Origin of the sequence: Pseudomonas sp. (genome assembly GCF_050739995.1) — a bacterium.
Lineage (GTDB): Bacteria > Pseudomonadota > Gammaproteobacteria > Pseudomonadales > Pseudomonadaceae > Aquipseudomonas.
The window spans coordinates 1-3,638 of sequence record NZ_JBOICG010000466.1; the positions used below are offsets into that span (position 1 = coordinate 1).

The following is a 3,638-nucleotide window of genomic DNA, read 5'->3' on the forward strand; positions in this document are numbered from 1 at the left end:
GTCCAGGCGTGTGACGGTGCGGGGCTTGGCCTTGGGCAACGCCGGCTCCCCCAGCTTGCGGCGCAGGCGTGGCAACACACGCAGCAGGTGTTGCCGTTCGGCAGCGCTTTCCGGTGCCTGTTGTGCGGCGCACGCCAGGGCCATGGCCTGGGCATAGTCCTCCTGACGTTCCAGCACGCGAATCAGCCGTGAACGTGCGCCGGGGTAGGCACACAGGCGGTAGATACGTTGCGCCACGTCCAACTCGGCGCTGCGTTCGCAAGCGTGGCCGATCTGGAACAACAGCTTGGCGCGGCGTTTTTCCAGCCAGGGGTTGTCGGTGGCGAAGGTGGAGATTTGCGCCAATACAGCGTCCAACGCCTCCCCCGCTTCAAACGCCTGCTGGCACTGGTGCAGGAATAGAAAACCGTGCACGTCCTCACGGTGACGCAAGCCACGGGACTGCGCGCAAAACTCGACCTTCTCATAGGTGTAGATGCCCAGGTCCGCCAGTACGAACTCCGACCAGTCCTGGTGCAGGTTGCCAAAGAACATCAGCCGCAATCGGTCACACAGGTCCATCACGGTGAGGCTGTAGAGGGCATCGTCCAGGCCCGGACACCATTGGGCAAAACTTCGGCTCTCGGTGAACCGGGTGGCCAGCCCCTCCAGCCAGTCCGCCTTCTTGCCCTTGGGGTGTTCGACCCATGGTTTGAAGACGTCGAGGATTTCGCCTTTTTGCAGTAACGCAAACAGTGCGGCCAAGCCCAGCTCGCCTTGGTCATCGACCCACCCCTGCTCCACCAGCGCCAGCGCCGCCGTGTGGGTACAGCCAATTTCGGCGTAATTGAGTTTGCTCGCCCGAAAATGCACGCCCTTGCGCATCACCATGCGTACCAGCAGCGCCTGAGACGCTTGGGGCAAGCTGTCGAATTGCTGAATAAAATGCACTTCGTCCGCGTCGAGCAAATCGGCATAGCGCTGCCTCAGCCAGAGCAGCACTTGGCGGAAGTTATGCAGGTAATACAAGGGATCGTCGAGGGGATTGGCCATGTCACGCGCTGATCAAATACTGGTTATGCATACAGAGTGCCGTCCCAAACCGGCTGTTGCAATCGGTAATAGATAAATGGCGTACGCAACTTTTTGTATAAAAGTGATCAGATAGCTCAGTTGATGGCGTAACATTTATGGCCCGTAGCCATAGGTTGCGGGATTTTTTCAGGGTTAAGGCTAAGGGTAATGAACATGAAGAATTTGGGTCTGCCACTGGTTGCACTCACTTTTCTGCTATTGACCGGTTGCGCGACGCAAACCGTGGTGACCTTGCAAAATGGCACGCAGTATTTGACCAAAGACATCCCCAATACCAAAACAGCCGATGGTTTCTATGAGTTCACCGACATCGCCGGCAAGCATGTGCGCGTGAAAGCCGCGGATGTGGCGACAGTCATCAAAGAAAAATGACAACGAAAAGCCCCGCAAATGCGGGGCTTTTCGTTTAGCACGACCACTCGCTCAATACCGGTAGTACGGGTGGTAATACGGGTGATAGTAGGGATGGTAATAGTACGAGTGGTAGTACGGACGATAGCAGCACGGCCCCGGATACGCCGGGTACACCGCACATCCACCCAACCCCAGCAGGACCAGGGCGCACAGCAGCAATCGCAAACGGGACATGTTCGGCTCCTCCCACGTCATCACGCGAAACGGTTCGCTTGATCGTTAAACGCGCGTGCACCGACCGATCCGTCGCGTTGGGAGGCTAAAGATTTATTCACCGAAGGATTTTCCACGCGGCTGCGTTTAACCGATAAGCGCCTTCATCTTCGAAGGTGGCAATACGGAGAATCACGGCCATGGCACGCATGTCCCGAGCGGTACGCGCGCTTTTACTCATTCCCCTGACCCTGGCGGCCATGGTCAGTGCACCGGCGTTTGCCGATACCATCATCATCCGCCAACCACCACGGGTGATCGTGGTGCAGCCCCCTGCGCCCCCGATCTACTACGGGCATTGGGGTTACGGCCCGCGGCCCTATTACTATCCACACCCCTACTACGGTTATGGCTACCCCCACCGGCCGCATTGGGATGGCGGCTGGCGGGGGCACCATTGGCGTTGATCAGCCGATGCTGACGCCATCTGCCCATAGGCCGCCATGCCCAACGCCGACCAAGGTCACCGAGTCGGCGCCAAAGGTGAGCACCGTGTCCGCGCCGACCACTTTGGCATGGTCACGCAGGTCGGTGCTCCCCTCCACGTCCTTGAACACCAGCTTGTCCGTGGGTTGGTAGCCGATCACCCGATCGTTGCCAAAGTGGCCGCTGAACAGAAAGGTGTTATGCCCACTGTTGTCACGGATAGTGTCATTGCCCTTGCCGCCCTCGATAAAGTCCACGCCCTTGCCGCCCTGGATCAGGTCGTTACCGTCACTGCCGATGATGAAGGTGTTGCCCTTGTGGGCCTCGGCATTGCGGTTGAGGTCCTGCACCCAGGTGTTGGCCCGCGCCGGGTCGGACAGGTTGGCGACGATCACCGTGGAGTCGCGGGTCATCTGGTCGTAGAACCCGGACTCAAGAATACGTGTCATGCCATCGCCATAACCGGTAGGCAAATGGGAAATCCAGGTCGGCAGGTTGAGGATGGAGAATGGCAACACATTCCACAGCGTCGAGGCGTAATGGTCGTTGAAACTGACGATATTGTCGGCGGACGACTCATGAGGCTTGTCATGCACACCCAGGGACGACAGGTTGAAGGATGAGCCGTCCAGGGCGCGGAATACCGGATCGTTCTCGTAGCCGATATTGAGCACATTGTCGCCAGCGCTCTGGGTCGGCGAGGCGTAGGCCACGTAGTTGGCGTCCGTGTAGAAGCCGCCCCACTTGTTGTTGCTCAAGTCTGCCATGCTGTTGACCGCCAACCCGCCCAGGCTGTGGCCGCTGACCACTACGTCCTTGCCGTTCAAACCCTGGGCGCTGGCGTAGTCGGCGACGTTCTTGAGCAAGCCGCCGAAGGCTTCGCCGGCGTAGTTTTTTGCATAATCCTTAGGGCCCAATGCGGCGAGCAGATCGTTGATCACGTCGCCGATGGAGTCGCTGATCAAGGACTCCCGCGGCCCTGATGTACCGCGAAAAGCGATGCCGATTTCCAGCAACTTGCCGGCGTCATCGTACTTGCCCAGCACCTCGACCTGGGCCGTGGTGTAGCCAGCCTTTTCGCCGAAGAACGTGCCCCGCGCATCGACCTTGCCCTCGTAACCCAGGGTGCTCGCACTGATGGGCGTCCACCCGGCTTTTTGCACCGCCTCAAGGGCGGCTTTTTCCGAATCGGGGTTCCAGGGAATCCCGGGAATCACGCCTTGGGAGTCCGTGCTGCCCAGCAACGCCGTGACCAGCGTGGCCGGTAGGCCGAGGCCAAAGCCATTGTGCTGGTAGCCCACGGCAAAGCCGTTATCCAGGTTGTGGTAGGAATACAGCGTGATTGCCATGGCATCGGCAAACAATGCTTTGGAGCCCTCGGTGCCGAGGTTTTTATAGTCAAAGATACCCATGGTAGTGCCTCTCTGTTGTTGGATTTGTCGAGAAAGCCAAAACACCTTCTGATGCCCCACGATCCAAATGTGGGAGCGGGCTTGCTCGCGAAAGCGGTG

Annotated in this window: 4 protein-coding genes and 1 pseudogene; 2 read left to right on the top strand and 3 right to left on the bottom strand. The window is 58.9% G+C overall.

From position 1 onward, the window contains the following. A pseudogene (locus ACRESD_RS15430) lies at nucleotides 1-1,032 on the bottom strand (VRR-NUC domain-containing protein); the annotation flags it as partial. A gap of 189 nt (nucleotides 1,033-1,221) precedes the next feature. On the opposite strand from ACRESD_RS15430, the gene ACRESD_RS15435 reads away from it, so the two are divergent. After that, nucleotides 1,222-1,446 (top strand): YgdI/YgdR family lipoprotein, encoded by a 225-nt coding sequence (locus tag ACRESD_RS15435; protein ID WP_431751713.1) that lies wholly within the window; start codon nucleotides 1,222-1,224, stop codon nucleotides 1,444-1,446. A 51-nt stretch (nucleotides 1,447-1,497) separates the two neighbouring features. Here the strand turns inward: ACRESD_RS15435 and ACRESD_RS15440 are convergent, their stop codons facing one another. Next, nucleotides 1,498-1,662 carry a hypothetical protein gene (locus ACRESD_RS15440; RefSeq protein WP_164487936.1) on the bottom strand — a complete coding sequence of 55 codons (165 nt, stop codon included), beginning with the start codon at nucleotides 1,660-1,662 and terminating at the stop codon, nucleotides 1,498-1,500. A gap of 179 nt (nucleotides 1,663-1,841) precedes the next feature. Between ACRESD_RS15440 and ACRESD_RS15445 the strand changes: the two genes are divergently transcribed. Further along, on the top strand, nucleotides 1,842-2,108 hold the full coding sequence (locus ACRESD_RS15445; RefSeq protein ID WP_431751714.1) for a hypothetical protein: 267 nt from the start codon (nucleotides 1,842-1,844) through the stop codon (nucleotides 2,106-2,108). On the opposite strand, the gene ACRESD_RS15450 is transcribed toward ACRESD_RS15445, so the two are convergent. Then, a complete protein-coding gene (locus ACRESD_RS15450; RefSeq protein ID WP_431751715.1) occupies nucleotides 2,109-3,539 on the bottom strand; it encodes a polyurethane esterase in 1,431 nt (476 codons plus the stop codon). Between the last annotated feature and the right edge of the window lie 99 nt (nucleotides 3,540-3,638).

Bases quoted from the DNA above. Each gene is read 5' to 3' on its own strand.
- ACRESD_RS15435 (WP_431751713.1), top strand. From the start codon at position 1,222: ATGAACATGAAGAATTTGGGTCTGCCACTGGTTGCACTCACTTTTCTG.
- ACRESD_RS15440 (WP_164487936.1), bottom strand. From the start codon at position 1,662: ATGTCCCGTTTGCGATTGCTGCTGTGCGCCCTGGTCCTGCTGGGGTTG.
- ACRESD_RS15445 (WP_431751714.1), top strand. From the start codon at position 1,842: ATGGCACGCATGTCCCGAGCGGTACGCGCGCTTTTACTCATTCCCCTG.
- ACRESD_RS15450 (WP_431751715.1), bottom strand. From the start codon at position 3,539: ATGGGTATCTTTGACTATAAAAACCTCGGCACCGAGGGCTCCAAAGCA.